We start from the raw sequence: 26278 nt of genomic DNA, 5'->3' as shown, positions 1-26278 counted from the left end.
AATAACAGATAAAAATAGTATTATATGAATCCATTGCGAGTGTCATACATTCGCGTCTCGATACCTTTGTTAATAGCGCTCATACTTGTTTGTTCAGTTGGTATTACGGTAACAAGTGCCTCTAATTCACCTACAGCGGAGTTTGAGATATCGCCTTCTGAGCCGGGACCTGATGAGGAGTTTGAATTAGACGCTTCAATGTCGGAAGCATCGGCTGGTAAGATCACGAGTTACGACTGGAGTGTAGAAGATAGATTCGGAGCTTGGGACGGTGACGATCCCCGGCCATCTGGCGAAACCGTAACCGGAGTGTATGACAGCTATGGTGAGTACGACATTGAATTAGAAGTCACAGATGACTCTGGCGAATCCGATACTATTACAAAAACGATCATTGTTGACGCGGAGCGACCGACAGCAGATTTTGAAATAACCCCGTCCGATCCTGAACCTGACGAGGAGTTCGAGTTAGATGCTTCAACGTCGGCGGCACCGGCTGGCGAGATCACGAGTTACGACTGGAGTGTGGAAGACAGATTTGGAGCGTGGGACGGTGACGATTCCCGGCCATCCGGCGAAACCGTGACTGGAGTATATGACAGCTATGGCGACTATGAGATTGAATTAGAAGTCACCGATAATGGCGGTGCTACAGACACCATTTCAAAGACAGTCACCGTGGACGCAGAGCGACCGACAGCAGATTTTGAAATAACCCCGTCTGATCCCGGTCCTGATGAAGAGTTTGAGTTGGATGCGTCGATGTCGGAAGCCCCAGCAGGTGAGATTACCAGTTATGACTGGAGTGTGGAAGACAGATTTGGAGCGTGGGACGGTGACAGCACTTCTCCTTCCGGTGAAACAGTGACCGGAGTATACGATAGCTATGGAGAATACGATATTGAATTAGAGATAACCGACAATGGTGGGGCAACCGATACTGTTAGCAAAACGGTTACCGTGGACGCAGAGCGACCGACAGCAGATTTTGAAATAACCCCGTCTGATCCCGGTCCTGATGAAGAGTTTGAGTTGGATGCGTCGATGTCGGAAGCCCCAGCAGGTGAGATTACCAGTTATGACTGGAGTGTGGAAGACAGATTTGGAGCGTGGGACGGTGACAGCACTTCTCCTTCCGGTGAAACAGTGACCGGAGTATACGATAGCTATGGCGACTATGAGATTGAATTAGAAGTCACCGATAATGGCGGTGCTACAGACACCATTTCAAAGACAGTCACCGTGGACGCAGAGCGACCGACAGCAGATTTTGAAATAACCCCGTCTGATCCCGGTCCTGATGAAGAGTTTGAGTTGGATGCGTCGATGTCGGCGGCACCGGCTGGCGAGATCACGAGTTACGACTGGAGTGTGGAAGACAGATTTGGAGCGTGGGACGGTGACAGCACTTCTCCTTCCGGTGAAACAGTGACCGGAGTATACGATAGCTATGGAGAATACGATATTGAATTAGAGATAACCGACAATGGTGGGGCAACCGATACTGTTAGCAAAACGGTTACCGTGGACGCAGAGCGACCGACAGCAGATTTTGAAATAACCCCGTCTGATCCCGGTCCTGATGAAGAGTTTGAGTTGGATGCGTCGATGTCGGAAGCCCCAGCAGGTGAGATTACCAGTTATGACTGGAGTGTGGAGGATAGACACGGTGCTTGGGACGGCGACAGTAGCTCCCCTTCCGGTGAAAAAGTAACTGGGTTATATCAGGGGGTTGGTGAGTATGAAATTGAGCTGGAGGTGACTGATAACGGTGGTGCAACTGATTCAGCAACAAAGACTATTGATATAGGTGGGGATGGACCGACAGCCGTCCTTGATATCTCTTCCTCAGCCCCAGCACCAAATGAGGAAATTGTATTTGATGCGTCTGACTCAGAGATTCCAGCAGGGGATACTGTAACCTATGACTGGAGTTATGAAACTGCGGACGGTAATGATGGTAGTAACTCAGGAGAATCAGTTGCTCACTCATTTGAAAACTATGGTGAGTTTGAGGTGACGCTGACTATAACTGATGAATTTGACCGTAGCGACTCAGTCACTAGCAGTGTCAGTGTTAGAGGAGAGGGCCCGACGGCTGACTTTGAGTCCTCACCGTCTGATCCCGAGTTAAACGAACGAATCGTCTTTGACGGCTCCGTGTCCACAGAACCTGACCTCACGATAGAAGAGTATCAATGGTACATTAACGGGGAACCGCAGGGAACCGGAAGCGAACTGGATGTCGTGTTCGATGAGGCTGGAGTGTACAATGTTGAGCTAGAGGTTGAAAATACGGGAGGGAAGGCTGACAGAGTCAGTGAAAGCCTCCGAGTTGGAGACGAGGCAGATATAATTGACAATCCGGACTTTGAGATAGTTCGCAGCTCTCCCGAATCAAGATTGGTTTATATCAATCACGGCGAAACCCGGTCATTTATATCTGAAATAGAGACCGAAGAAGTGCCAGACGCAACAAAAATACTCTACGTTGACGGAGAGTTCATTAACAGGAGTACAGTAGAATCCAAGACGCTCCGAACAGCTCATCAGTTTGAGGAAGTCGGTCAGCAGACTGTGGAGGTTGAAGTGGAAGGCGCAGCGGGCAAGTCCGATGTTGTACAATGGAACGTTCAGACACACACGTTTAATTCAATTCCAACGGCTTCCGTTCAGTCCTCGTCAGAAGTGGTAGATGTTGACGGCAACACTGAAATTCTGACTTTTTCAGTTCAGAACCCACAGGTCAATAATCGTGAGATTGAGACTGAAATCGTCGCAGAGCTACCTGACGGAATCTCCATTTCTGCTGCCAGTGGTGCTGCCACAGGTGATGCGGCTGTACAGACCTCCACAGAAACAGTCGCTCCCGGGCAGCAGGAGTCGATGCGGCTAGACATATATGTTGAAGATGACTCACTTGATGGTCAACAACTCACTATTCCGTATCAGGTTAGATTTCAACCAGTCGGAGGAGAAAATGTGACCTATACAGCCGAAGAACAGGAGTGGCAGGTCACTGTAGGAGGGTCACAAGATACTGGGAATGAAGATGATTCCGGGGGAGACAGCGTTAACGGAGCGGAGTCCTCTGATGAGGACATCCCCGGCTTCGGCGTGATATCTGTCGTGGCTAGCCTACTGCTATTGATTATCGGCGTACGACATCGTTCTGTAAACGGCTGATTCAACTGCTCAATTGAGGGATGATCTTGCTCTATCGACGGTGGCTCCGTAGATAGGTAGTCCTCACTTCTTGTTCAGATACCACATCCTGTGATATGGACGTTTGGTAGTCTTTTTGTTGACATCCACTCCTTCTGCGATATCTCTCCAGCAGACAGCATTATTTTCACGGTCTGGTGTCTCAACCTCCAGTATCCTAGCCAAATGAATCCGTCTAAAAATGAAATCCCATACCCTCTGCTACAGATGAAGCGAGTAGGTAGCTCACCACTATTGAGGTGAATACAACGACCCTTTCGTGCTACACTGATCCTCTGAGTCTTGCACTTCGGTTCTGACAGAGAACAGAGAGCTCGTTTGAGAGCTGCACAGCGCATACCTGTCACAAAGCGAATTCAGTGGTCAATACAGTAAGAGATGATGACAGATAATCAAACTATGCAGACTCAGGGGGCCGATAAGCCCATCGGGTTAGAGCATTCACTGCGTCATCCCTTTGATTATAGAGCTCTGATCGAAGAGGCTCCTCCTCAGAAGTTGAAACCCACTTGGCCCGGAATACATCTTCTTCTTTCTTGAGTTCTAAAATGAAAGTCTCTGAATCTCGCTCCCACTCGTAGACAATCATATCACCAGTGAATGTCTGACGAGTATACTGTGTAACAACTCGATCACCAATGGTCGGTAGGTTGAGTTCAGAGATTACATCCAACTGAAAAGTTGAATAAATATGCCCCGCAGGAGGGTTGAGTTCTTGTAGAGTTTCCTTAAGTTCGTTCGGAGTTGTGACTCCATCATTGACAAGCGCCTCAGCTGCGGACTCACCAATTCCTCGGATTTGGAGTATGTCTGATTCTGTCATAGTATAATCTAATCCATAACAGCTTATAATCCCGTGGGATAGTTGTCCCTTCAAATCGGGTGTTGGCTTTGCGAGCCGTGCTGCATCTATCCTCTGTATTCAGAGCAGTCCCGAGAGGGTGGAACCGGGAACAGATGGAGCAGACGAGATGATTCTGGTCGGGTTTTCTTCGCTCACCGGTTGGTATCGGTTACCGTCAAAGACAGGAGTCGCCCGGGCAAACATGAGTACCATGGAACTCACTGACAGGGAGTATGAAGTCGTGACTAATGTCTATGGAGAAGAGATGCCACGCGACCTTCGCCAAGTCGAGACTGAGCAGTTGGTGGCAATGCACGAGCGCGTCTCTGAGGCCATCCAAGCCTGCTACGTTGAAGAGCCTACAGACAGAGATAGTCTTGGTATCTTCCTTCCGCTGGAAGGCAAAATTGTTCAGGTGCTTCACGAACGGCTGTGAACTACACGCCAAGAATGACGAGAAGCTGTTCTCCTTCGTCGGTGATGTGGGAGTAGATACGTTGGCGACCGGATTCTTCTTGCTCCGCAACTTCGACAGGCCCCTTCGAGTTCGTAGAGATGTACGTAGATGTAGCCGGTTGAGATTCTTAACTCGTCGGCCAGTTTGTACCCGTGCCTTTGCTCAGTGCGGATCTCTTCGAGAATGTCACGCTTCTTTTCGTTTATAATGGCCATCAGGTGAATTGGCCTTGTTTAGACGCTCCGAGAGACGTCGATTAGTGTCTATGCCGGGTGAACAGAACGAGCCTCTAAGTGTCTCTAGATCCGGTTTCGTTTGTGGATACCAGCTGTCGGGAGGATTCTGTACCACGTCTAAACAAGGCTCACACTCTATATTCAGCAGTCATTTCCATTCGGGTTTCTGATGACAATGCCTCTCGATGAGTGATGCCGCCCAAAGACCACTCTTGATGATGACAGTCAAGCGCTGCACATCCCCCGTATTCGACAGCCGATTCGATCTCCACCGATAACTGCTGAGTGTACCGATATCTCCCCGTCTTCTACCGATCTTCAGGTCAGCACGATCTACTAGTAGTTATTGAATATGGAACGCCCACATGCCGTTTATCCCGTTCGATGACCGGCCGATCTCGATCGACGAGGGGTCTCGGGAGGTCCGACTCCCGCACGAGACCGGGGTGTCGCTCACGACTCGCGACCACGAAAACGAGTATAAATCGGTGACGATGGCGGAGCTGATGACCGAGACGAACTATCTCAATCCCGACGTGGAGGTGATCGCGGAGATCAACACGCCGGCCAGCTTCCAGACGTTCGGAGAGAGCCTGAACACCGGACACGGCATTATCGGAACGACACACGCGGAGGACGTCGAGACGCTGGTAAATCGCGTGATAGAGCAGGGGTTGCCGCCGTACCTTCTCCAGGAGATCGATGTCGTCGTCTTTCCACACAACGTCGGTGGAGAGCGCTACGTCGCGCAGGTCGTCGAAATACTGTCGGCAAGCGAGTACGATTCGCTCGGGACCGAGGCAAAGCGGAGTCCGACCGGAAACACACGACACGGCGGGGCCGGCGTCGTCGAGAAAGCCGGGACAGCCGTCCATTACAACACCGTCGCGTGGCGGGAGACTGACGGCACGTTCCGTCTCGCCGGAGCGCTTGGAGCGGCGTCCGACACGAGCGTCCCCGACGAGCGTGGTCGACGGCTCCACACGCTGTCCCGGCTCGCGGACCGAACCGACAGAGACGTCGCCGCCGTTAGATCCGAGTTCGACCGGAAACACCGGTACGTCCGGTATCTGGTGCGTGACGGCGTCAGCGATTTCGACGACCTGTTCGAGTTTCTCGCCGACCTCCGAACGGACGAGGCCGCGACGGTCGAGCGAGCGGCACGGTCGGTGAACGCGGAGGGTCGGCAGTGACGGCCGATCCGGGGCAGAGACCAAACGACGGAGCGTCCGGGACCTCGAGAGCCACGGGTGACAACCGAGCGTCCGGGGCGTCGGAAACGACGACTGGCGACGAACCCGGGCTCGGGATGTTCAGGGGCGACGATGACCTCTCCGCGCTCGATAGGGGGCTGTACACGCTGTTCGCTCGTCACGCTGACGAGCGCCGCCACGCGGTTGACCGAAAGCGATACCGCGGGACCGCGCTCAAAACGAGTTTCGAGGTGTATCTCGCACGGACGTACGGGGTCTCGTGGGTGATGTATATCGCAGCGTTCGTACCGGTGATGTACCTCGTCTCCGCGCTCCCTGCGACGACGATCGCGTTCGTCGACCGACTCCTCGTGAGGCGCGTGCCGCTGTGGACGGGTGGGCTCGACACCGCCTCCCGAATCTGGCTGGCTATCGCCGTTGCGAGCGTCGCGGCTCTCCCGGCAAAGTACGCAACGGTCCGACTCGGTGGGATCCATCTTCGGTGGCTCGCCTCGGCGCGGCGCACGGAGATCGAGCGGACGCTTCCGGGCGCAGTGCGATACCTGGACACGCTCTCGTCGGGGAGCGATGACGCGCGTCGGATGATCGCGAAGACGGCAGCGACCGACGCATACGGCGCGACGGCAGTGTCGCTCAGGAAGGTCACCAACACGACCCGGATCACGGGAAGTCTCGACATCGGTCTTCGACGTGTTGCGCGCGATACTCCCTCACGAAACCTGCTCGCACCGTTTCTACTGAAGTTTCGAGAACACGCGAACCAGGGACAGGACGAACTGGCGAGCTACCTCCGAACTGAGAGTCGGATGCTTCGCCATCGCCGAGAGCGCTCGCGCAAGCGTGCGGAGGGGTACCTCGAACTGCTCTCCGAAGTGTTCGTCGTCGTGCTCGTCTTGCCGGTGCTTCTGGCAGTCGTGATGACGGTGATGAGCGTGCTCGCTCCGGGGCTCTCACGGCCGGTTCTGACGCCGGTGGGTCCCGTTCCAATCCGCGTCATCGTCGTGTACGGATCGGCCGTGTTCGTCGCCGCAGTCGGACTGATCGGAACGATCCCGATCGGAAACCTCCAGCCGGCCGACCAGCGGATGAGCTACGACTGGCCGGGGTCGCTGCGCGAGATGCTCGCCTCCGCGGCGACGAATCCGGTGAGCGCGACCGGCGTCTTCACCGCCCCCGCCATCGGGGCCGGGGCACTGTTTTCCGCATCCGGCACGCACCCGATCAACTCGGCGGTCATCACGTACGTCGCGTTCGCGGTTCCGGTCGGTGGCGTCGCCGTTCGACGCACCCGGATCGACGACGCGAAGGACAGAGAGATCAAGGACTTCGTTCACGCCGTCGCCAAGCATATCTCGCTCGGTCGCCCGTTCCCGGATGCCGTCGCAGCCGTCGCCCGAGAGGTCGATCTGGGTGCGTTAAACGACGACGTCGCGGATCTCGCGTTCCACCTCTCGTTGACGACGACACCAGGTCGGACGCTCGACACGTCGGCGCTGACCGCAACCGCCGAATCCGTCAGGAGTAGCCCGGAGGCGGACGATAGCGCCGACCTGCGAACGGCAGCGCTGGAGCGGTTCGTCGACCGGATCGGGACGCCGCTCGCGAAGCAGTCGGTCGGGCTGATCACCGGCGCGTTAAACGCCGGAAGCGACGCGGAGCCCGTCTTCGAGACGCTCCAGACCGAAGTCGGCCGACTGTATCACGAGAAACGGGCGCTTCGGTCGGCGATGCTCGTGTACGTCGCCATCGGCTGGACGACAGCGCTGCTCGTCGTCGGAATCGTCGTCGCCGTCAACACACAGGTGATCGACGGATTCGCACAGCTGTCGGAGCTCTCGGAGACGTCCGGCTTCGCGCTCGACGGGGACGCGGTCGAGCCCGACCGCGATCGGTTTCGGTTCTACGTCGTGACGCAGGCGACGATGTTCGCATCGGGCTGGTTCGCGGGAGCGGCGTCGCGCGGTCTGTACGCGGCGCTACTGCATTCGGGACTGTTGATGGCGGCCTGTTACCTCGTGTTCGCGGGAGGTGGACTGATATGAACGGGGAGGAGACGCCGTCGGACACCATGAATTCGACCCGCGCACGGTCACACGTCGTCGGCGTCGCTCTCCTCATCGGCATCACGATGGTGAGCCTCGGTGCGCTTACGGCCGCAGTCGGAACGATAGTGGACAGCAACGCGGCGGTGAGCGACGTCGATCGCGTCGCGACCGGCTTTGACGATGCGATCGATCCGATCGAGGGGACCGGCACCCACACGGGGCGGGTGACGTTCACCGACGGCGAGCTTCGAGCGGAGTCACGAATGATCCGAGTCTTCCATGGCAACGAGCTCGCACTGCGTCGGGAGACCGACGCGCTCGTGTATGACCGCGGGGAGTACGCCGTAACGGCCGTCGCCGGGGCGATCGTTCGCGACCACGCCGGAAGCCGCTCGCTGGCACGCGATCCGCCAGTATCGGCGTCCGAGGAGGTCGTCGTGCTCGGCGTCGTCGATCTCGACATCGCGGAAGACACGCTCGAGAGCTCCGGACTGTCGACGCGGACGTTTCGGAGCGACGTAACCCACGAGCGCGTCATCCAAAACTGGGACGGCGAGTGGACGGTTTCGGTCGAAACGCCGACGCCGGAGCCGTGGCTCACCGCGTTCGAGGCGACCGGAGCGAGCGTCAGAACCGGCTACTTCGACGGCGACACCCACGTAAGCGTCATCGCGACGTACGAGGGGGAACGTACGCTCCAGGCCGTCCTCCACCGGATCGACACGGAGGTGACGGATGAGTAGCCGAGCGCGACCGCGCTGGGGGGACGACGCTCGAGCAGTGCTGCCGATCGCCGCCAAGGCGGTCGAAGCGGGACTCGTCGTCCTGTTCATCGGCGTGCTCACGACGGGGCTGTACGCGGGCGCAGTGCCCGAGTATCGGTCGGCAACCGCGACCGACATCGGTGACCGGACCGTCGTCGCCGCCGGCAACGAGATCGAACGCGCCGTTCCCCCGGACGCGGCGCACGTTCGCGTCGAGGCGAACGTTGAGCTTCCGGCGACGATCCGGTCGGAGCCGTATCGTCTCGTCGTCGTCGAATCGCCGTCCGGAGTGGAACGACGGGTGGACGAGGCGACTCACGGAACGGCAATCGACCCGGATCGAGACGCCGACGCCGCAGCCGTGACCACTGCCACACGGATCGAGCTCGAGCACCCGCATCCGGCGGTAGAGGGAGCGTACGCGCTCGCGCTACCGCCACACGTCGACGAGGTCCGCGGCGAGCTATCCGGCGGTGACGGTCGGATCGTGATTCGAACGGCCGCCGACGGTGAGGGGCTCGTGGTCACGCTGGAGGACGACGAATGAGGGGACGAGGAGCCGGAGCGCGTGGGCAGACGAACCTCCCAGTCCTCGCAGTCGCCCTGATCATGCTCACGGCGGTGACCGGGATGACGATCGCGATCGCCGAAAGCGCCTATCTAAGCTCCGAACGGGACGCGAGCGAGCGGGCGATAGCCGTGTCGGTCGCCGATCGGATCGTCGCGGCGGACGCGGACGTGACTCGGCGGCAGAACGTGCTCGATGCGGCGGCGCTCGAGGAGTTCTCTCGTCGGGACGCCGTCGGTTTCGATCCCGACGCTGCCGACGTCGATCTCCGGATCCGCGTCGACGAGAACATCCTCGTCGACCACGGAGAGCCGGAGGGTGGGACGACGATCCGGCGTATCGCGCTCGTCTCGGAGATCGACACGTGGCAGGCGACGACGACGACCGAACCCGGTGACTCGCTCACCATCCCTCGGCGGACCAACACGGTCGTGCTCGGTGTCGATGGTGACGTGCGGACGATCAGCATCAACGATCGACCCGTCGCTCACGCGCCGACCGGCATCGACGAGCACCGAGCACCGATCCGGGTCGCGACGAGCCAGTACGAGACGGTAACGGTGTCGGCGACGGGCGACGGCGGAGCCGTCCACGTCGAATCGTTCCCGGAAAACACGGAGAAGGCCATCGTGACGGTGACCGTCGATGCCTGATCGGAGCGGTTCCGCGAACTGCGACATCGAGTCACAACGAGGCCAGCTGTCGCTGTCGCTCATCGAGGCTGCCGTAGGAATCGTGTTCGTGCTGGCCGTCGCCGCGAGCTTCGGCATCGCGCTGCCGGACCCGGGAACGACGGAGGCACAGCTCGACGCGTACGCATCCGACACGACCACCGTGATGGCGAACGAGCCGCCCCGACACGGGGACGAGACGCGTCTGTCGGAGGTGGCCGACGAGGAGTCGTTCGAGCGGGAGCGGGACGGACTCGTTCAGCGTATCGACCGTCTGCTCCCCGACAATCTGCTGTATCGGGTAACGACGCCCGGTGGAACCGTCGGATTCGATCCGCCACGCGGTGAGACGGTCGGCCGTGCGACGGTCGTCACGTCCGGCGGTGACGTCGTCGTCGAGGTGTGGTACGCATGAGTCGACGCCGTGAGCACGAAGACCGGTCTCGCGTCGATCCGCTGGAGAGCATCACCGGTGTCGACCGCGGTCAGCTCGTGCTCGTCGCCGCCGCGGCGATCGCGTTGGCCCTGTTTCCGATCGTGTTGGCGTATCTCCAGCTCGGCTACGCCGGAGATGTCGCCACCGAACCCACCGGTCCGGCTCCCGGGAGCGAACTCGATCGGGCGCTGGAGCGGGCCGTCTACGCCGCCGCGAGTGACGTCGATCGTCGCGAGGACGGGACGCCAACCGCGGCCGCATCGACGTTCCACCGGTCGATCGGTGGCGACATCGGACGGCTCCAGAACGCCCGTATCGAGGAGGGGATCGCAGCACAGCTCTCGTACACACCGGATCTCGCGGCCGAGTGGGTCGAGTCGGGGCAGTGGCAGACGGGCGTCGCGGCCGCGTTCGACGAGCCAACCGTTCACCATGGAGTCGTGGTACAGAAGCGAGCCGGAGAGTACGTCGTCGTTGCGGCCGCGTTCGACATCGTGCTGATCGAGCCGGACCGCACGGTCCGCCGGAGCGTGGTGATACGGGTTCCGGGGTAGTGCGTACGTTGTCAGCAATCCGAGACGAGAAGCATTGGTCGGTGGCGTAGCCGGGCACCGTAGGAGGGAAACCGTCCACGGGAGAGACCGACGACGTACCGATTTGCGTGTCGCTTGTTCATCGGTACAGTGTGGCACCGATATAGGCGCCAACAGTTGCAAGCAATGAGATCGCGGCGACACCGACTGAGTAGTACGCCGCGGTAAGCCCCACCAAGACGAGACAACAGACGATGAACACGGCGCCGAGCCACCGCTTCCATGACACCTCAGTGTCCGTTATGAACAGATGGGGTTTGAGCTGTTCGGCTTTGTCCAATACCATAACGGTACCGCGACTGCGCTCGTACTCGATCACCCCGAGAGCAGCAAGCTGTGGCAGGTGCGTCTGATACAGACCAATGTACACCCGCTTGCGCTGTTTTGAACTCACAAGACTGGCCTCAGTGTCGTTCTCGATGGCTGCAATGTGCTCGGAGAGTTCGCCGATAGTAGCCGTCCCATCATCCGTTGTGAAGAGATATCGAAGCGCTCGTCGTCGACGACTGTTCCGTAGTAGACTAAACAGATCATTTAAATGGAGTTCGTCCGTCGTGTCCGCACCATCCGACCGGGGGGATAGTGTATCCTCGGAAGGAGAAATCGTCCGTGTGGCGGAGTCATCGATCTCCTCGCGAGCTTCTATGCTTTCAGCCGAACGTGGACCGTTGTCTCTGTTAGTGATCATGCTAGGAGTTTCCATCCCAGTGGCTGGAAGGTGGCATACGATATATACTTATCTATTTTTACTATTTCTATGCTTACTTTTCGTTTGTGTGTAACGAATGATATCCGTCTATGAACAGTTGACTGGAGCGACGCTTCGCTGTGGAATCGATCCTTCTCGGCGGAGTATCGTTGCTGCATACCGGGCGTATGAGAGTCCCCTAACGTTGATTCGCACGCCGTTTCGGTACCAATAACAAGGACTCGTGGGAACGAGTATTAACTGAGATATGATGTCGCATAGGCCAACGGGTAATCTCTCGGAAGACGAAATTTTCGAACTGCTGGCCAATCCTCGCCGACGGTTCGTGCTGCTGGCTCTCCGAGAGGACGGTCAGGGGATCGCACTCACCGACATTGCCGACTCGATGGCCGGGGCAAGCCGGGAGGTAACGCTCAGTGAGCTAACACCGTCAGACCGCAAAAATGCGTACGTCTCACTGTACCAAACGCACGTTCCCTACCTCGTAGACGCCGGTGTCGTCACCTACAGCTCCGACTCCGGCGTCGTCACACTCACCGATGGCGCCGACGTGCTCTTCCCATACCTCGAACTTGCCGAAGCGGACGTCGACTGGGCGAGGCGGTATCTGCTTATCGCTGGCGCGGGGTTACTCGTATATATCGCCGTTGCGTTCGTCGGTACTCCGAGCCAACTCGCCATCTCCGGCGTCTTCCTTTTGGGCTGTTTCATCATCGTCGGCGCGCTCCATCGGCGAACGCTTCGCCCATCCGGTAGACGACGCGGTCGGCGGCGCATCACTCCGCCGTGGACGTGACCATCCACGTCGTTCCCGACGAGTAGCCCCACGGTTCGATTTCGAGGCCGAACTCACCGTCCGCGATCGCTTGCATGTTCGATCCAACCTCTTTGGCGGAGAGACCGAGCTCCCGGGCGATGAGGCGTGATTTAAAATACGTTTGATCGTGGGCGTTCGTCCGCAGATACTCCAGAATCCGCCGCTGCTTGTGGGACAGTTGCTCGGTCGTCGGCGGTGTGACATCGATCGCGTCCACGGTCGATGCGTGGGTTGCTACGTGGGTCGGTCGTCGCATAGACGGTGGTACGCCGGTCGTACCCATTGTATTGCTGTGCATAACGAACCGCACGCCGAGGAAGGCAATAGCTAACCGGTACTACCGCCGCCGCCGGACCAGAAACAGGATCGGTACGGCACAGATGACCAGCAGCCAGCCGAATCCAACGCCGTTCAACAGCGGGGAACCCAGCCCACTCGGGCCGTTTTCGAGCACGGTACCGGTCTCCGGATCGAGTCGGTCGCGCGATTCAGTGGCGCCACCCTCGCCGCCCGCAGAGGGGGTGTCGACCGAGCCGTCACCGCCAGTGTGACGCTCGTGTCCACCCTCGGCTCCGGTGTCTCCGCGTCCGTCATCGAACGGATCCGTTTCCGCGGCGACGCCAGTCCGGCTCGAGCTACCCCCGGACGTGGCGGTTGCGATCCCGCTTTCGGACTGCTCGGCCTCCGCAGCGGGTTGCACAACGATGGTAAACGTCTCCACCGACTCCACGTCGGCCACCGCGCCTCTAGCGTCGATCTCGATCCCGACCTCGATCCGCTCCCCCTGCGATAGCGTTACGTTTTCGGTCAGCCGGTGTGTGGGGTCGTCGCCCGCGAAAAAGGTCACCCGCGAGCTGTTCGTGGCTATCGTTACGTTGGCTCGCGTCGCGTCGACGTCGTCGCCGGGAAGATACGCGACCGAGAACACGGCGTCGATCCGCGTCAGGCTCCCGCCGTTGACGCCGACCCCGCCGCGATCCTGCACGAGCAGCTGGGTCGGCTCGGAGAAGTCAAGCGACAGCTCGCCGGTCTCCGGATCGACGGTGGCGTACCCGCCATTGGGGGCGTCCGTCGGCGTCAACTCGATCGCGTCGCCGAGTCGGTCCGACTCCGTCGTCGTGGCGATCGTCGCCGGAATCAGGAGCAGCAGGAGACACGCACAGCCGGCGAGCACTGCGCGGCTAGCAGTCACCATCGTTCTTCTCCGCGGCCGCGATCGCAAAGTCGTATTTTTCCTCCAGTTTTGTCGACGCGCCACAGCCACACGGTTTGCTCGGGGTTCCGACCCCCACTCCGTCACCGAAGTCGGCACTCGGGGGGCCAGATTGATCGTTGGAAATGGCGTTGTCGGCGTCATTACCACTCATCGTTACGGTTCCTGTGGTCGCACCCTCGGGATAGTTGTATATGCGCCACTTTCGGCCCCCATATAAGACGACTTCAGTCACTGGTTCGTCAGTCTCCCACCGGACGCCGGTTGGTTCGTCATCAGTGTTCTCGTGTGTCACCTCGACCGCTGAGACCGTAACGGAGCCACCATCCTGATTACAGAACGCGATGAAGCTGATCGCTGTTTCATCAAGCAGTGTTGTCGATGGCGCACACTCGCAGTCGACCTCGATCGTCCGTGTATCGACGTGTCCCTTGGCAATTACAGCTTGATCGATCCCTCTGGCAACAATGTCGAACGAGACGGCACTCGTCGTATCCGTTCCTGGTTCGCATTCGACATCGACCCGTATCTGTCCGTTTTCGCCGACATCGATTCGGTCGGGGATGGTTATCGTATGCTCCCTGATTTCGAGATCGGCGGATTCAACGGCGAGGTTTTGTATTTCGAGTTCGTCGATCGTCTCTTTGAGCTGATTCGTGATCGTGACCAGCTCGATCGTCCCATCGCAGTTCACGCTCTGAGCGTCCGGGCTGTAGACGAGCCTGAGGTACGCCTCGTCGTCGCCGACGATCTGGATCGTTGCTCCGCGTTGTGACTCGACACGGGAGGAGCCCCCGGTCGCGAGGAGGGCGCTGCCGCCGAGCGCGGTCGCCCCCATGCCCGCGACGAACATCCGGCGATTCATCGCTCCACCCCGAACAGATCGGCGGCTGCGCGCCGGTTGCGCTGCTCGTACAGGACGTGTCCGAACGCCGCCGCCCCGAACACGCCGAGTAAGATCGCGACGACGAGATGGCCGCCGAGCCAGTCGAAGGGGTACGCGCCAACGTAGCTCGCGCCCCCGAGCGTCGCGCCGATGGCGACGAGGCCGGCGTACAGCCAGCTCCACGGAATGTCGTTGCCGGGGTCGTACTCCAGGTACAGCTTCGCGTATCTCGCGGCGTCGGTGACGGTGATCAGCCCGGCTTCCAGGTCGTATTCGACGAATCCGGTCGCTTCGAGATACGGGAGGTGTACCTGACGGAGCGCGGAGTAGACGCACATGCGGTCGCTCGGATCGAGGTTCGTCAGTGGCTGGTCGTACTGCCACGCGGTGACGTGATCGACGAGCTCGCCGAGCGCGACCGGTGCCGGCTGTTCCTGGAGATAAAACAGCGCGCACCGGCGACGTTCGTTGCTCAGCGCCTCGAAGACGTCGTCACGGGAAAGACTGGATCGGCCGATCCCAGCATCCACCTCCGTTTCGATGCCGATCGAACTCTCAACCGTCGTATTGTTAGTTTCCATGGTGTGTGATGTCAACACCCCGATACACCGAGCCACCCTGGGATCGGGGATATTCGACTGCACGTCCCGACGCGTTTCGCATACTTTGCTACGCTTGGCGTAACGGATCGGTAGGCGAACCACTATCTGCCAGCAGCCGTCACTACGACGGGAGGAAAACCGAAGGACCGTGCGGCTATCACGAGGATTTTATGTTCCGTTTACAGGCGATGTCGACTTCGGACGGTTAGTCATGGACAACCATCCAACGGACGAGTAATAGGGAGCCCATCGCGTGCGATCCCCGATCGGTTGGTCATTGCCTACCGGATCGCAGACGATAGGTTTGTGAAGCCTACCGCGATGCTATGGCCAGCCTCGGCGATTATATGAGCATGCTCAGCCGTTCTATGCTGATCGTCGGGAAACGTGTCGCTCTACATAACAAAGTCACATCCCCTCCTGAGTACGGTTGCGCATTCCCCCCTTGGTGGGGTGACCGGTCCCGGTGGGACAGCTCACACGGAATGCGGGTGAAAAACCATGCAACGACGAAACTTCCTGGTTGGCGTTGGCGGCGCAGCAATCGGCGGAAGCGCACTCCTCGGCTCGGGCGCGTTTACCCGCGTTGAATCGCAGCGGAACGTGACGATCGCCGTCGCGGCGGACCCGGACGCGTACCTCGGGATGAGCGTAATCGAGGACTCGCTCAACAGCACGAACTACGTTGACCTCGACGAGAAGGGACACCTCTTCATCGACATCGGCGAGAACCCGAACGGCGGGCTGGGTGTGAACTCCGACTCGTTCACGTACTTCGACGACCTGTTCCGCCTGTGCAACAACGGCAAGGCGGACGCACAGATCTCCTACGAGCTCCCGGTGGGTGGATTCGACGGGAGCGGGAACTGGGAGTCACCTGACGAGAGATACGACGAACCGATCATCTCGTTCTACTTCGTGCGCGATGACGGCACGCGCGTGTTCATCGAGGAGGGTGAGGAGGTTCTGCTCGAAGTCGGCGAGTGTGACCACGTCGGCCTTCGGACCGTGACCAAGAGCGTCAGCGCAGTCGAGAACGACTTCCTGATCGACGACGAGATCGTCATCACTGCCGACTCGCCTGACGCTGGCGCGGTTGGGAATGGTAACGGGAACGGCAACGGCTCGAATGATGATCCGGTGAACGGCGACCCGGCCTAGAGAACTCACAAAAATGAACCAAGGAGGCATCTAACCATGCAACGACGAAACTTCCTGATCGGCATCGGGTCGGCCTCTGTGGGCGGGAGCGCACTCCTCGGTACGGGTGCCTTCTCGCGCGTGGAGTCCCAACGAGCCGTGACGATCGCGGTCGCCGAGGACCCCGACGCGTACCTCGGGTTGGACAAGTGTCCGACCCCGAACGGGAGCTACGTGGACTTCGACGACAAGGGCCACCTCGAAGTGTTGATGAACCCCGACAATCCGACGATCGGCGACACGCCGCTCGGATCGGGGATCAACTCGAACTCCCGGTCGCAGTTCGACAACGTCTTCCAGATCTGCAATCAGGGCAAAGAGACGATCTGTGTCCACATCGAGGATGACGACGCGTGGCCCCGAGTACCCGAAGGAGTCGGCGGCGACGTTGGCGAACGCCGCGTCGAGTTCTACCTCGGCGACCGGCCCGACATCTCCGTCGTCGGGGTGGAGAACGCGTTCCCGCTCGAGGTGGGTCGATGTGTCTGTATCGGCGTCCTCACGCGGAGCCACGGCCTCGTGGAGGGCGACGAGCTGCTCGACGCCCTCGACAACGAGATTCGCATCATCGCCGACGTTGACGGCGACTGCGTTCCCGAGAACGGCTGTGCCGACCTGTCGGTCGAGTACGAGTGTACGACATACGTCGACGAGGGTGACAACTTCCGCCGCACCGGTACCCGGTTCCGCGTGACCAACAACGGACCCGTGCCGGCGACGTACGACCTCGCCGTCGCGAACGAACCCGGCGACTGGCGTGAGGAACTTGCAATCGACGCGAACACCAGCCAGACGCGTATCTCTGACGCGAGTGTCCCGACGGACGCACTCGTCTTCTGGACCTGCGCGAACGGCGCACCTGCTGGGGCCCAGACGTGGGGCGAGTTCAAGGACGCGAACGACTACGCCGATCTCGAGGACTGGTACGAGACCGTGGGATCGACTGAAACCGCGCCGGGCGACGCACCGCAGGATGTCGACGACGACCTGCTCGTCGCCGAAGCGCCGAACATCCCGGAGGGCGAACCGGACGAAGACATCGATCCGGATACCTTCCCGGACATGAGCCAAGAAGCGGAAGATAACGGCTGGATCGCCTGCGAGAAGTTCGACGCGTAATCGAACGGGTCACCGGTACGGCCCCTTCGAACCGACCGCGCTCGAATGATTCTCAATTTATTTTATCGCTTGGTCGTACGACGATCACTAACGTTCACACTGTCGGCGTACGTCGTTTCGTCGTGGCTTTCGATGGCATGAGATCGACGCTACTGTGAAATCATGGCGGTTATATGACGCCCATATTCGCCGTTAGCGTGCGCATGGCGAAGAGGGTCGCTATCGTATACACAGTTCGCAGGACAACCATGACCAACGACGAAAACAAGGAAAGATTTGGATCGCAGAACAGGCGCCGGCTCCTTCGTGGCGTCGCCGCGGCCGGAGGTACAGGGATGTTACTCTCCGGGCCAGCCAGTGCAAGCGGAGGGAACGGCCAAGGACAAGGCGAGGGAGGCGGTCCGGGTGGCGGCCCGCCCAATTCGTGTTCCTGCCCGGATGGAACGTTCTTAGCGAAGTACGACTTCATAACCGACGGAGAGGAGTGTGACTTCGCGCTCGCCGAGGGAGACGACGTCGTTAATATCACTAATTGGGAGGGCAAAGACGGTGACAAATGCGAGCCGGTGACACTCCATTATGAGTCGCCGGGGTACGAGATAGACGCAATCTGTGCCTTTGGTGGCGTGGATACCCACACCGTCAGCGACCCCGACGGAGAGTACACATCCGATCTGACGAACCCCGGTGGCCAGCAGGCCGCAATCAGTAATGTGACCTTCTGTGGCCGACCGGTTGAATCGGCGGAGTGCCCAACTCTGACGGCTGAGTACCAGTGCACCGACTACGAGGAGGAATCCGGTAGTAATAATCACCGCCGCACTGCGACTTGGTTCCGAATTGAGGCTAGCGCCCCAATCTCGGAGACATACAGCATCGCGGTCGCAAACGAACCGGGCGATTGGCGTGAGGGGCTCGGCTTTAATAGTGGAGAAGGAACCGCCGCGAGTCGCGCCGTCGACGCGAGCGTTCCGAAAAAGGCACTCGTATTCTGGACGTGTGTAGGTGACAAGCCAGAGGGCGTTACCACATGGGGCGACTACAAACAGGATACTGATTTTGACGATCTCAAGGATTGGTACGAGAAGAGTGGATCCGCTGGATTTGCGCCGAAGAAGGCCCCCGAAGACGTCGACGACGACCTCCTTGTCGTGGAAGTAACAGACATCCCCGACGGCGAACCGGACGAAGACATCGCCGCCGATGACTTCCCTAACATGAGCCAAGAAGCGGAAGACAAGGGCTGGATCGCCTGCGAGAAGTTCGACAACAACGACTAATCGAATTTCATCCGCCGGCTCACGTTATTGACGGATAATCGGAAGAGAACGGAGATACAGTTGACACCAACAGCGCATAGATTCGCGCTGAGCTACTCTCGAAGTAAATGTAACCGGGTTTACCCACTCTCCGCAGTGTTGTACGGGTTATTGTCTAATTACTTATTATTGATACCAGGCATAGTTGAGCATGGTTCTGCACTTTCGAAAAGCAACCGGTATATTCATCGGCACACTCCCATGGGTGCTCGTTCGATTCGCCGTCGGGCTTGCGTTCACCGCGCTCGCCGTGGCGTACTTCGCAGCGATCGCGTTCCTGCTGTTCACGCTTGCAGGCATCTCGGGAGGTATCGCCCTCGTCGGGCTCCTCGTCGCCGGGATCGTCTTTTACGGATTTTTCCGTCTTCTCAGGCGATACGTCCTGTACCTGGTGACCGCCGGCCACGTCGCCGTCATCGCTCACGCCGTCGATACCGGCGAGATTCCGCCGAATCAGATCCGCTTCGGCAAGGACCGCGTCCGCGGTCGGTTCACCGAGGCGAGCGTTCTCTTCGGCGTCGACATGGTCGTGCAGGGCGTGATCAAGCAGTTCAACGGCACCGTCACCTCCGTCGGCAGAACGTTCGGGTTCGTGCCGGGACTCAAGCAGCTCATGACGGTCGTCAGACGGACGATCGGCATCGCGGCCTCCTACATCGACCAGGCGATCCTGGCGCATATGTTCCTCAACGACTCGAAAGGCAACTGGACCGCCGCCCGCGACGGCGTCGTGCTGTACGGGAAAACCTGGAAGCCGGTGCTCGCCACGACGCTGCTCATCGTTCTCGGCACCTACGTTGCATTGTTGGGACTGTTGTTGCTGTTGACGCCGCTCGCCGGCGTTCTCGGTGGGCTTGCGCCGGCACTCGAGGTCGGCGGCTGGATCGTCGTCGGTGCGCTCGTCCTCGTTTCGTACGTCGGCTTCTTCGATCCGTGGGTCAAAACGGTCGTGATCACGACGTACCTGCTCGAAGCCGCGGACGAAACGCCGGACAACGAGATGATGGACACCATCGCCGCACGATCCAGCGAGTTCAGGGGGCTGGTCGAGAAAGCCGAATCGGAAACGCCGCCTGTCGACGTCTCGTCGCCGTCGACCAACGGCGATCTCTACGGAAGAAAACCGATCTGATCCGGTCGTCCCTGCTCGCTCCGCGCTCGATTTCCCGCACTCCATGGGATTGACGTGTGTCAGTGAACACCGCTTCTCGTACTCCGACAATACCGGTTCGTCGAGTGGACGAAGCCACTGCATTACCATGTGTCTCGACGCCGAATCCAAGCTATGAATCGCTTCTCAGCTCCGAATCGATCGTCCCTCGCGAAACTGGCAGCTTTGATGCTGTTCGTCGGGACGATCGGCACCGGTGTCGTCCTCGCAAGCGGTGCGGTCCCAGCGACCCTCGCCGCCTCGCCGATCGGATTCCTCGCAGCCTCCGATGGCGTGGACGTCCTCGATCCCGACGAGAACTTCGTCGTCGAGCCGATCGCCCCTTACGCGTATCTGGTCGATCAGGAGGGGAACATCACCGACGCCGACGGGGAACTCGTGATCGACATTTCCGAGCAAAATCCGCTGCTTGAGGACGTCGAGGGACAGGGTCTGAATCCGGGGTCAACCACCGTCGTCACCGTGTTCGAGCTCAGGTACGTCGGCAACACCTCGAGCAATCCGGCGAACGTGTCGGTGAGTCCGTCCGAGACGGTCGGCACGGACGTGCTCGTCTTCCGGGATGCTTCTACCGGTCAGCCGATCTCCGATGGGGCGTTCGTCACGATGCAGCCCGCTGATGTACTCGTCGTGGCGGTAGCGATCGATACCGCTGCCGTCGATGCTGCCCTCATTCCCGGGATCGTTGTCGACGATCAGATCGAAATCGTGGCGTACGAGGTCGTGGAAACCGGTGATTGATTCGATCGGTTGCGGTTCACGGCCGATCGGCCGGGGTCTCTCCTTGGCACAAGATGGCTACTCGCTTCGGCCTTCTAGATTGATCATATTAGCCGATTTGGTGTCATAGAGCCGTCCTATGAATGGTTTCTCTAGCCATTATAATGCCGGTACCGAGGGTAGGTAGGGTGACCCGTTCGGGATGGCTGCGGTGTATGTCATCCGCGCGGGATCGAACAAAAGTATACCATGGAACGACGAAACTTTCTGGTCGGCATCGGCGGCGTATCGATCGGCGGCAGCGCCCTCCTCGGCACGGGGGCGTTTTCGCGCGTGGAATCACAGCGCGACGTGACGATTGCGGTCGCGGAGGACCCCGACGCGTATCTGGGTCTGAAGCCGCTTGACACGCCGAACAGCCAGAACTACGTCGCGCTCGACGACAACGGACACCTCTACGTCCAGATCGACGGGGAGGGTGACCAGCAGGGGATCGGCACGGACGGGCCCGACGGCCAGGGCGTCAACTCCGACTCGCGCACCTGGTTCGACGGGATGTTCCAGATCTGCAACCAGGGCAAGGAGGACGCCTGCGTTTCATGAAAGTTCGGTGACAACTTCCAGATGCGTGACGATGCCGAACTGGTTTTCTACTACGACGGCGACACCGACGGCGATTCGTCGACCAGCGGTCGCGTCGACATCGAGGAGGGGCGCGAGGTACCCGTGCCCGTTGGCGAGTGCGCGACGATCGGTCTCCGAACCGAGACGTTCGACGTCGACGCGACGGATGACGACCCACTATTTAGTGGCGACATCACGTTGATCGCGGACGTCGAGGGAGACTGCTTCGATACGGAAACGCCGGGATTGGGGTGCGTCGAGTGCACGGCCGAGGCGGGCGACGGCTCGGAGGACTTCCTCACCATCGAGGGAATCGACGACAGCAGTTACCCAGAGATCGAAGCCACTGCACGCATCGACACTGATGCGGGCAGGAACGGTGACCTCGACGAGAGCAACTTCACGGTGTGTGAAACGTTCGGCGGGGACGACTTCGGACAGACACCGTCAGTCACGTTCGCGGGCGAGGACGAGGATGCCGAGGCGGATGTCATGCTGGTCATCGACACGTCGGGATCGATGAGTGGTCAGAAACTGACCGACGCGCAAAACGGTGCAAAAGCGCTCGTGGACACGCTCGGTCCGGGCGTCAACGTCGGACTCGTCGAATTCGCGAGCTCCGCGACCCTCGTGCAGGGGCTGACCTCGGACAAGCAGACGGTCAAGGATGCCATCGACGGTCTCAGTGCCGGCGGCGGGACCGATGTTGGAGACGGAATCGATGAAGGGCAGGCTGAGATCGACGCCAACGGTCGCCCCGGCGTGCCCAAGTTCATGGTCGTGCTCGGCAACGGCGACACGAGTGACGGCGAGAACCCGGCGACGAACGCAAAGAACGCGGGGACGACCATCTACGGGATCGCGTACGGGTCCGGTGCGTCCGCCGGCGACTTCGAGGATATCGCCGGCGAAGTGCCCAACGACCCGGACTGGGAGGAGTTCGCCTTCGACGCCGATCAGGACGACATCACCGTTATCTTCGAGGACATCGGCGGGATCATCTCCGGGACGTACTCCATCGAGTACACCACGTGCAACCCGGACACGGACGGATCGGGTCGTGACGTGCTGGTGTACGTCGACGACCCTGAAGAGGGTGATGCCGACGAAACCGTGAGCTACACCGCGCCATCGAGCTGATCATCGCACTCCGCAGGTGGAGGGTAGACAGCCCTCCGATCGTTTCCCGTACTCTCGCTCCTCGTTCGGAGTGAACTCCGTCGGTGCTCGTCGCGGATGTGAGCGAGAAGCGTTTCGGCGGATCGAAAACCGCGGAGACGAAGCCATCGATCCGAATACCTTCCCGGACATGAGTCAGGCCGCGGTCGACGAGGCCGATGAGGATGACGCGATCGATGTCGCACCCGGCCAGTACGAGGAATCCGTTTCGGTCGATACTTCGGGACTCTCGATCGTCGGCCCGAACGCGGGTGTCGCCGGGAACGATCCCGCCCGTGGTGCTCCCGCAGTGATCCGAGGTGAAGAAAGCGAATATCCAGTTCGGATCAGTTCGAGCGGCGTGACGTTCGACGGTCTCGAAGTCGAACCGGCGTTTGACGCGACCAGCGGTACCGACAACGAAGCGGTTTTGATCACCGGAACGGACGTAACCGTACAAAACACCGCGATCAGTAATTTCAACGGCGACGGACAGGAGGCGATCGGCATCGCCGTCTTCAACGACGGTACTGACGGTATCGACGTGACTGTCGCCGATACCCTTGTCACGGACATCGAGGGAACCGACGGGGACAGTGCCGTCGGTATCAGTGTCGCGGGGAACGTTGATGCGACCGTCGAGGGCAACGTCGTCACGGCCATCGGTGGCGATTCGGACAACTTTGCCTGGGGTATCGTCGCGAGAGAGGCGGGTTCCAGCGGTGAGTACCCGACCAACGTCGAACTCATCGGGAACACGATAACGGACGTGACCTCCGAAGACGGCTTCGGCGAGCGGTTCTTCGGCGTCGGATTCGGGTGGGACGCCGGTCCCGGGACGAGCGCTGATGCGATGTCCGCCACGAACAACTCGATCGATACGCCCGAGCTGATCGTCGAGAACAAGGATCCGGACAACACGATCGACGCCACTGAGAACTGGTGGGGCGATGCCAGCGGGCCCGACGAAGAGCGGATCGCCGGGGACTCGCCGCGGATACAAGCAGTCGAAGACGTGTTAAGCGACTTTAACGAGGACAGAGGCCCCGTCGACACGAGCGATTCCCTGTCTTCGGATCCGAACTGAGTACCGACCGTCGCGCCGGCCACCGGGTCGGTATACGCTATCAGTAGCGGTTCGGATGGATCGGCTCCTCACGGATGTCGATATCGCCCATCGTGCCGTCTAAAGTATCGACCCTGATCCGCGGACGCCTGCGATCCGTTTAGGAGGCGCTCCTGCCCCGAAGTTTCGGTCGCATAGAATACCCCGTGGTCTTCACGGCGATCGAAGCGGGGCAAGTCTACCGACGGGTTTTAATCCGGCGAAATTGTGACTCTGGGCGTCTTGTTCTGCTCCGACGACGCGTCGTTCAGTATCGGCCTCCGGATGCGGCCGATAGTGCCATCATTTTCAGTACGAAAGCGAACGTCTTGATTTCTCTCCCCACGATCCGAAACACCGTTTCACTGATATGTTCATGGATTAAGAGTCGGGCATTGTGAGCAGAGTCGTGCACGTACCTGGCAGGACTTTTGCTCGATCCCGTAGTCGGGTGGCCTACCGCTCCGTACCCTCGAAGATCGTCGCGTCACACTCATCACAGGCGGTGGTGACCGACGTGACGTCGCCACGGCAGCAGGATCGAGTGACTGCAGTGTCCGCCACGACGTCACCGCCGCAGTCGGGACAGCGATCGACGAACGTCCGAAGCGCGGCGAGCAGATGCGTCCGGTCCCGCGGCGGCAACGACTCCCAGTCCGGGAGCCACGTTTCTAGCAGCGTCTGGCTCGCGAGATCCGAGAGGAACGCCGCCCGTGACGGCCACCCGCCCGCACGGACGCCCTCGATGTGGACGAACAGCCCGTCGTCGTCGGTCTCGAGTTCGATATCGTCGCCGTCGACGGCGAGCGTCACAGCGAGCCGGTTGCGAACGGTCTCGTCATCGAGCTGTTCGATCTCTCGGTCCCACGCGGCTCGATACGCGTCGGTGAGACAGAGATCGTCCTCGTCCGGACAGTCGGTGACGACGCCCGCCGATACCAGCACCGTTTCGATGTCGATCGGGTCCCCGGCACCGGTCGAATCAACGGGAGATCGCGCGATCTCGTGTTCGGCACCGATCGCGTCGTGGACCGACTCGGGGAGGTACGTGACGAGCGTCGGCGTGCCCGGGATCAGGTAGCCGCGAAGGGCGATGACGCCCGCGGAGACGGCAAGCACGACGGCAGCCGCCGGGATGGAGACGAGCCCGACGCCGGCAGCGAGCAGGACCGCGATACCCGCGTTGAGGATCGTACAGACGCGACATCGGTTCTCGCCGGTGTATTCGGGTTGTCGCAGCTTTTGCACCACGCCGACAGGTCCGGTTCGGATGCCGTTCATGCCGTCCTCTCGGCGTGCAGACGCATAGTTACGGCATCCATACCGGCGGATTGTGACACCCCTTCCCTGAGGTACTGCCAGCGTAACAAATCATACGCTCGCCCTTGTGCCACCGTGGTCGGAACTGACGAGGCGTCTCGAGCGAGCGGAGGAGTGGTTCAGTACGTCGTATACGGCGTGGTAGCCGTGGTGCTGATCGCGTTACTGATGGGACAGGCGCTCGGCACGCCCGTGCTGTTTGCGTACGTTACATCCGGGAGTATGGCACCGACGCTCGAAACCGGCGACGGCTTCGTCGCCGTGCCGGTGGCCATCGCAAGCGATCCGGCGGTCGGCGACGTCGTGGTGTTTCGCGCCGAACGCCTGCACGGCGGCGAGCTCACGACCCACCGCATCATCGACGAGCGGCCGGGCGGATACGTCACGCAGGGAGACGCGAACTTCGTCTCCGATCAGAGTTCCGGGGAGCCGCTCGTGACGGACGGCCAGATCGTAGCGACGGCGCTCGCGATCGACGGAACCGTCGTCCGGATTCCTCACCTCGGTACCGTCGCAGCCACCCTCAGAGCCGGTCTCGATGGTGGTTTGAACACGCTCAGTCGAACCGGTATCGCGGTCCCGGACACGGAACGCCTGACTCCGATGCTCTTCGTGGCCGGCGTTCTCACGCTGCTGGCGGCTCGCGTCATCGACGCGCCGACCGACTCGGAGGCGTCGGGCCGTGACCGCAGCCGTGAGCCGGAACGGCCGGGCGAGAACGATGGCTTCGACACGCGGTGGATTCTCGTCGGGAGCATCGTCGTTCTCTGTGTCGGCGCGATGGTCGGTATGACGGTCCCTGCGGGGACGGAAACGATCGGGATCGTGAGTTCACAGGGAGATTCGTCGAATCCGACGATCATCCCCGTTGGAGGGTCCGATTCGTACGAGGCGGTCATACACAACGGAGGCACCGTCCCGACGGTCTCGTACTTCGAATCACGGAGTGACGGTATCGACGTCGAGCCGAAACGCGTCCGGTTAGCAGCCAACGAAACCGCGAACGTGACCGTGACGCTGCATGCACCGGATGAAACCGGGTATTTCCTCCGTTCGAAGACAGAGTACCGCTACTTCGCCGTCCTTCCAGCGTCCGTGATGGACGCGCTGTACCAGCTTCATCCGTGGTCACCCTACATCGTGATCAACGGGCTCCTGATCGGCGTGATACTCCTTCTCTGGCGACTGAGCCGGGAGAAAGCCACACCGCCCATCCGAACCCGAGCCCCGCCGGTGCGTCCGCGTTGATTCGAGAGTAAAAA

General features: G+C 60.0%; 25 protein-coding genes and 1 pseudogene. 19 read left to right on the top strand and 7 right to left on the bottom strand.

The annotated features are described in order from the left end of the window. The first annotated feature begins 39 nt into the window (after nt 1–39). Complete coding sequence (locus ACYQ0R_RS14265; RefSeq protein WP_459825040.1) at nt 40–3186, top strand: PKD domain-containing protein; 3147 nt, start codon at nt 40–42, stop codon at nt 3184–3186. Nucleotides 3187–3622: 436 nt separating this feature from the next. Here ACYQ0R_RS14265 and ACYQ0R_RS14260 read toward each other — a convergent pair whose 3' ends face one another. Continuing rightward, nucleotides 3623–4048 (bottom strand): hypothetical protein, encoded by a 426-nt coding sequence (locus tag ACYQ0R_RS14260; RefSeq protein ID WP_459825037.1) that lies wholly within the window; start codon nt 4046–4048, stop codon nt 3623–3625. Nucleotides 4049–4280: 232 nt separating this feature from the next. Between ACYQ0R_RS14260 and ACYQ0R_RS14255 the strand changes: the two genes are divergently transcribed. From ACYQ0R_RS14255 to ACYQ0R_RS14220, 8 genes and pseudogenes are all read left to right on the top strand, one after another. Then, nucleotides 4281–4505, top strand: a complete 225-nt coding sequence (locus tag ACYQ0R_RS14255) for a hypothetical protein (protein ID WP_459825034.1) — start codon at nt 4281–4283, stop codon at nt 4503–4505. A 613-nt stretch (nt 4506–5118) separates the two neighbouring features. Continuing rightward, nucleotides 5119–5955, top strand: a pseudogene (locus tag ACYQ0R_RS14250) (ATPase, T2SS/T4P/T4SS family); the annotation flags it as partial. 116 nt (nt 5956–6071) lie between these two features. After that, nucleotides 6072–8018 (top strand): type II secretion system F family protein, encoded by a 1947-nt coding sequence (locus ACYQ0R_RS14245; protein WP_459825789.1) that lies wholly within the window; start codon nt 6072–6074, stop codon nt 8016–8018. Continuing rightward, the gene (locus ACYQ0R_RS14240; protein WP_459825032.1) at nt 8015–8764 is read left to right on the top strand and encodes a DUF7289 family protein; all 750 of its coding nucleotides are present in this window, start codon (nt 8015–8017) and stop codon (nt 8762–8764) included. Before ACYQ0R_RS14245 ends, ACYQ0R_RS14240 begins: the two co-directional genes overlap by 4 nt. After that, on the top strand, nt 8757–9332 hold the full coding sequence (locus ACYQ0R_RS14235; RefSeq protein ID WP_459825029.1) for a DUF7266 family protein: 576 nt from the start codon (nt 8757–8759) through the stop codon (nt 9330–9332). The genes ACYQ0R_RS14240 and ACYQ0R_RS14235 overlap by 8 nt, the downstream gene beginning before the upstream one ends. After that, nucleotides 9329–10006, top strand: a complete 678-nt coding sequence (locus ACYQ0R_RS14230) for a DUF7263 family protein (RefSeq protein WP_459825025.1) — start codon at nt 9329–9331, stop codon at nt 10004–10006. The genes ACYQ0R_RS14235 and ACYQ0R_RS14230 overlap by 4 nt, the downstream gene beginning before the upstream one ends. After that, the gene (locus ACYQ0R_RS14225) at nt 9999–10439 is read left to right on the top strand and encodes a DUF7262 family protein (RefSeq protein ID WP_459825023.1); all 441 of its coding nucleotides are present in this window, start codon (nt 9999–10001) and stop codon (nt 10437–10439) included. Before ACYQ0R_RS14230 ends, ACYQ0R_RS14225 begins: the two co-directional genes overlap by 8 nt. After that, the gene (locus ACYQ0R_RS14220) at nt 10436–11014 is read left to right on the top strand and encodes a DUF7261 family protein (protein ID WP_459825021.1); all 579 of its coding nucleotides are present in this window, start codon (nt 10436–10438) and stop codon (nt 11012–11014) included. The genes ACYQ0R_RS14225 and ACYQ0R_RS14220 overlap by 4 nt, the downstream gene beginning before the upstream one ends. 118 nt (nt 11015–11132) lie before the next feature. On the opposite strand, the gene ACYQ0R_RS14215 is transcribed toward ACYQ0R_RS14220, so the two are convergent. Further along, nucleotides 11133–11741 (bottom strand): DUF7344 domain-containing protein, encoded by a 609-nt coding sequence (locus ACYQ0R_RS14215; RefSeq protein WP_459825019.1) that lies wholly within the window; start codon nt 11739–11741, stop codon nt 11133–11135. A gap of 268 nt (nt 11742–12009) precedes the next feature. Here ACYQ0R_RS14215 and ACYQ0R_RS14210 point away from each other — a divergent pair, with 268 nt between their 5' ends. Further along, nucleotides 12010–12558, top strand: a complete 549-nt coding sequence (locus ACYQ0R_RS14210; protein ID WP_459825016.1) for a DUF7344 domain-containing protein — start codon at nt 12010–12012, stop codon at nt 12556–12558. Here ACYQ0R_RS14210 and ACYQ0R_RS14205 read toward each other — a convergent pair. From ACYQ0R_RS14205 to ACYQ0R_RS14190, 4 genes are all read right to left on the bottom strand, one after another. Then, the gene (locus ACYQ0R_RS14205; RefSeq protein WP_459825015.1) at nt 12539–12835 is read right to left on the bottom strand and encodes a DUF7123 family protein; all 297 of its coding nucleotides are present in this window, start codon (nt 12833–12835) and stop codon (nt 12539–12541) included. The genes ACYQ0R_RS14210 and ACYQ0R_RS14205 overlap by 20 nt on opposite strands. Before the next feature lie 81 nt (nt 12836–12916). Continuing rightward, nucleotides 12917–13774: a DUF1102 domain-containing protein gene (locus ACYQ0R_RS14200; RefSeq protein WP_459825012.1), complete on the bottom strand. Its 858-nt coding sequence runs from the start codon at nt 13772–13774 to the stop codon at nt 12917–12919. Further along, nucleotides 13761–14657 (bottom strand): hypothetical protein, encoded by an 897-nt coding sequence (locus tag ACYQ0R_RS14195; RefSeq protein WP_459825010.1) that lies wholly within the window; start codon nt 14655–14657, stop codon nt 13761–13763. The genes ACYQ0R_RS14200 and ACYQ0R_RS14195 overlap by 14 nt, the downstream gene beginning before the upstream one ends. Further along, the gene (locus ACYQ0R_RS14190; RefSeq protein ID WP_459825007.1) at nt 14654–15259 is read right to left on the bottom strand and encodes a DUF7344 domain-containing protein; all 606 of its coding nucleotides are present in this window, start codon (nt 15257–15259) and stop codon (nt 14654–14656) included. The genes ACYQ0R_RS14195 and ACYQ0R_RS14190 overlap by 4 nt, the downstream gene beginning before the upstream one ends. A gap of 522 nt (nt 15260–15781) precedes the next feature. Here ACYQ0R_RS14190 and ACYQ0R_RS14185 point away from each other — a divergent pair. The 8 genes from ACYQ0R_RS14185 (at nt 15782) to ACYQ0R_RS14150 (ending at nt 23678) form a co-directional block, all read left to right on the top strand. After that, a complete protein-coding gene (locus tag ACYQ0R_RS14185; RefSeq protein WP_459825004.1) occupies nt 15782–16441 on the top strand; it encodes a hypothetical protein in 660 nt (219 codons plus the stop codon). Between the two features lie 36 nt (nt 16442–16477). Beyond that, nucleotides 16478–17599, top strand: coding sequence for a DUF1102 domain-containing protein (locus ACYQ0R_RS14180; protein WP_459825002.1), 1122 nt, complete (start codon nt 16478–16480; stop codon nt 17597–17599). Between the two features lie 248 nt (nt 17600–17847). Further along, nucleotides 17848–18879: a hypothetical protein gene (locus ACYQ0R_RS14175; protein ID WP_459824999.1), complete on the top strand. Its 1032-nt coding sequence runs from the start codon at nt 17848–17850 to the stop codon at nt 18877–18879. A 190-nt stretch (nt 18880–19069) separates the two neighbouring features. Next, nucleotides 19070–20050 (top strand): hypothetical protein, encoded by a 981-nt coding sequence (locus tag ACYQ0R_RS14170; RefSeq protein WP_459824997.1) that lies wholly within the window; start codon nt 19070–19072, stop codon nt 20048–20050. Nucleotides 20051–20257: 207 nt separating this feature from the next. Beyond that, a complete protein-coding gene (locus tag ACYQ0R_RS14165) occupies nt 20258–20830 on the top strand; it encodes a DUF1102 domain-containing protein (RefSeq protein WP_459824994.1) in 573 nt (190 codons plus the stop codon). A gap of 228 nt (nt 20831–21058) precedes the next feature. Then, nucleotides 21059–21412 (top strand): hypothetical protein, encoded by a 354-nt coding sequence (locus ACYQ0R_RS14160; protein ID WP_459824992.1) that lies wholly within the window; start codon nt 21059–21061, stop codon nt 21410–21412. Between the two features lie 21 nt (nt 21413–21433). Continuing rightward, nucleotides 21434–22573, top strand: coding sequence for a vWA domain-containing protein (locus ACYQ0R_RS14155; protein ID WP_459824989.1), 1140 nt, complete (start codon nt 21434–21436; stop codon nt 22571–22573). Nucleotides 22574–22742: 169 nt separating this feature from the next. Continuing rightward, on the top strand, nt 22743–23678 hold the full coding sequence (locus ACYQ0R_RS14150; protein WP_459824986.1) for a right-handed parallel beta-helix repeat-containing protein: 936 nt from the start codon (nt 22743–22745) through the stop codon (nt 23676–23678). Nucleotides 23679–24152: 474 nt separating this feature from the next. Here the strand turns inward: ACYQ0R_RS14150 and ACYQ0R_RS14145 are convergent, their stop codons facing one another. Then, nucleotides 24153–24977, bottom strand: a complete 825-nt coding sequence (locus ACYQ0R_RS14145) for a DUF8054 domain-containing protein (RefSeq protein WP_459824984.1) — start codon at nt 24975–24977, stop codon at nt 24153–24155. 153 nt (nt 24978–25130) lie between these two features. Here ACYQ0R_RS14145 and ACYQ0R_RS14140 point away from each other — a divergent pair, with 153 nt between their 5' ends. Next, nucleotides 25131–26264: a signal peptidase I gene (locus ACYQ0R_RS14140; RefSeq protein ID WP_459824981.1), complete on the top strand. Its 1134-nt coding sequence runs from the start codon at nt 25131–25133 to the stop codon at nt 26262–26264. Nucleotides 26265–26278 lie beyond the last annotated feature (14 nt).

The organism is Halorubrum luteum (assembly GCF_054652935.1).
This window is presented reverse-complemented; position numbering and strand designations above follow the sequence as displayed.

Excerpts from the sequence above, each read along its gene's own strand:
- ACYQ0R_RS14225 (WP_459825023.1), top strand. The coding sequence starts at position 9,999 with ATGCCTGATCGGAGCGGTTCCGCGAACTGCGACATCGAGTCACAACGA.
- ACYQ0R_RS14195 (WP_459825010.1), bottom strand. The coding sequence starts at position 14,657 with ATGAATCGCCGGATGTTCGTCGCGGGCATGGGGGCGACCGCGCTCGGC.
- ACYQ0R_RS14170 (WP_459824997.1), top strand. The coding sequence starts at position 19,070 with ATGGTTCTGCACTTTCGAAAAGCAACCGGTATATTCATCGGCACACTC.
- ACYQ0R_RS14200 (WP_459825012.1), bottom strand. The coding sequence starts at position 13,774 with ATGGTGACTGCTAGCCGCGCAGTGCTCGCCGGCTGTGCGTGTCTCCTG.
- ACYQ0R_RS14230 (WP_459825025.1), top strand. The coding sequence starts at position 9,329 with ATGAGGGGACGAGGAGCCGGAGCGCGTGGGCAGACGAACCTCCCAGTC.
- ACYQ0R_RS14235 (WP_459825029.1), top strand. The coding sequence starts at position 8,757 with ATGAGTAGCCGAGCGCGACCGCGCTGGGGGGACGACGCTCGAGCAGTG.
- ACYQ0R_RS14240 (WP_459825032.1), top strand. The coding sequence starts at position 8,015 with ATGAACGGGGAGGAGACGCCGTCGGACACCATGAATTCGACCCGCGCA.
- ACYQ0R_RS14145 (WP_459824984.1), bottom strand. The coding sequence starts at position 24,977 with ATGAACGGCATCCGAACCGGACCTGTCGGCGTGGTGCAAAAGCTGCGA.
- ACYQ0R_RS14165 (WP_459824994.1), top strand. The coding sequence starts at position 20,258 with ATGCTGTTCGTCGGGACGATCGGCACCGGTGTCGTCCTCGCAAGCGGT.
- ACYQ0R_RS14175 (WP_459824999.1), top strand. The coding sequence starts at position 17,848 with ATGACCAACGACGAAAACAAGGAAAGATTTGGATCGCAGAACAGGCGC.
- ACYQ0R_RS14150 (WP_459824986.1), top strand. The coding sequence starts at position 22,743 with ATGAGTCAGGCCGCGGTCGACGAGGCCGATGAGGATGACGCGATCGAT.
- ACYQ0R_RS14155 (WP_459824989.1), top strand. The coding sequence starts at position 21,434 with ATGCGTGACGATGCCGAACTGGTTTTCTACTACGACGGCGACACCGAC.
- ACYQ0R_RS14190 (WP_459825007.1), bottom strand. The coding sequence starts at position 15,259 with ATGGAAACTAACAATACGACGGTTGAGAGTTCGATCGGCATCGAAACG.
- ACYQ0R_RS14205 (WP_459825015.1), bottom strand. The coding sequence starts at position 12,835 with ATGCGACGACCGACCCACGTAGCAACCCACGCATCGACCGTGGACGCG.
- ACYQ0R_RS14160 (WP_459824992.1), top strand. The coding sequence starts at position 21,059 with ATGGAACGACGAAACTTTCTGGTCGGCATCGGCGGCGTATCGATCGGC.
- ACYQ0R_RS14260 (WP_459825037.1), bottom strand. The coding sequence starts at position 4,048 with ATGACAGAATCAGACATACTCCAAATCCGAGGAATTGGTGAGTCCGCA.
- ACYQ0R_RS14255 (WP_459825034.1), top strand. The coding sequence starts at position 4,281 with ATGGAACTCACTGACAGGGAGTATGAAGTCGTGACTAATGTCTATGGA.
- ACYQ0R_RS14185 (WP_459825004.1), top strand. The coding sequence starts at position 15,782 with ATGCAACGACGAAACTTCCTGGTTGGCGTTGGCGGCGCAGCAATCGGC.
- ACYQ0R_RS14210 (WP_459825016.1), top strand. The coding sequence starts at position 12,010 with ATGATGTCGCATAGGCCAACGGGTAATCTCTCGGAAGACGAAATTTTC.
- ACYQ0R_RS14245 (WP_459825789.1), top strand. The coding sequence starts at position 6,072 with ATGTTCAGGGGCGACGATGACCTCTCCGCGCTCGATAGGGGGCTGTAC.
- ACYQ0R_RS14180 (WP_459825002.1), top strand. The coding sequence starts at position 16,478 with ATGCAACGACGAAACTTCCTGATCGGCATCGGGTCGGCCTCTGTGGGC.
- ACYQ0R_RS14220 (WP_459825021.1), top strand. The coding sequence starts at position 10,436 with ATGAGTCGACGCCGTGAGCACGAAGACCGGTCTCGCGTCGATCCGCTG.
- ACYQ0R_RS14215 (WP_459825019.1), bottom strand. The coding sequence starts at position 11,741 with ATGATCACTAACAGAGACAACGGTCCACGTTCGGCTGAAAGCATAGAA.